A 383-nucleotide genomic window follows, 5' to 3' on the forward strand; every position below is an offset into this window, starting at 1 on the left:
TCCTGAAGAAGAATTCATCGCTTTTACAGATGCAGAGCTGCCAGTGATTTGTACCGTTGTCATTTTTTTCACCTCCTTCCAGGAATAATATATGAAAATGAAAAAGAAATTACAATAACTTTTATGCTTTAATAAGTTAACAACTTTTGACTAATTTTTGCTGCAAGCGTAGCTCGTGTTTTATCTTTCGCTAACTCAGATAATATTTGTCCTCGCTGTGCAGCCTCCATTTGCTGAAGCACATATATGGTTTTTTTCTCATCGGCTTTAAATAACTTTTCTATCAGAGCTGCCGCATCTGCTGGCTGCATGCTAGAAATAGAAGATGCGAGTTCACGAACAGAGGCATTATACTTTAATTCAAGCAAACGCTGTTGCAGAAC

Annotated in this window: 1 protein-coding gene; it reads right to left on the minus strand. The window is 37.3% G+C overall.

Annotation, left to right across the window (positions count from 1 at the left end):
• Nucleotides 1-128: 128 nt before the first annotated feature.
• Nucleotides 129-383 (minus strand): hypothetical protein (locus LKX83_RS32010; RefSeq protein ID WP_227887306.1); only part of this gene is annotated, 255 nt, incomplete at its 5' end.

This window comes from Cohnella baijiui, from assembly GCF_020731285.1.
GTDB lineage: Bacteria > Bacillota > Bacilli > Paenibacillales > Paenibacillaceae > Cohnella.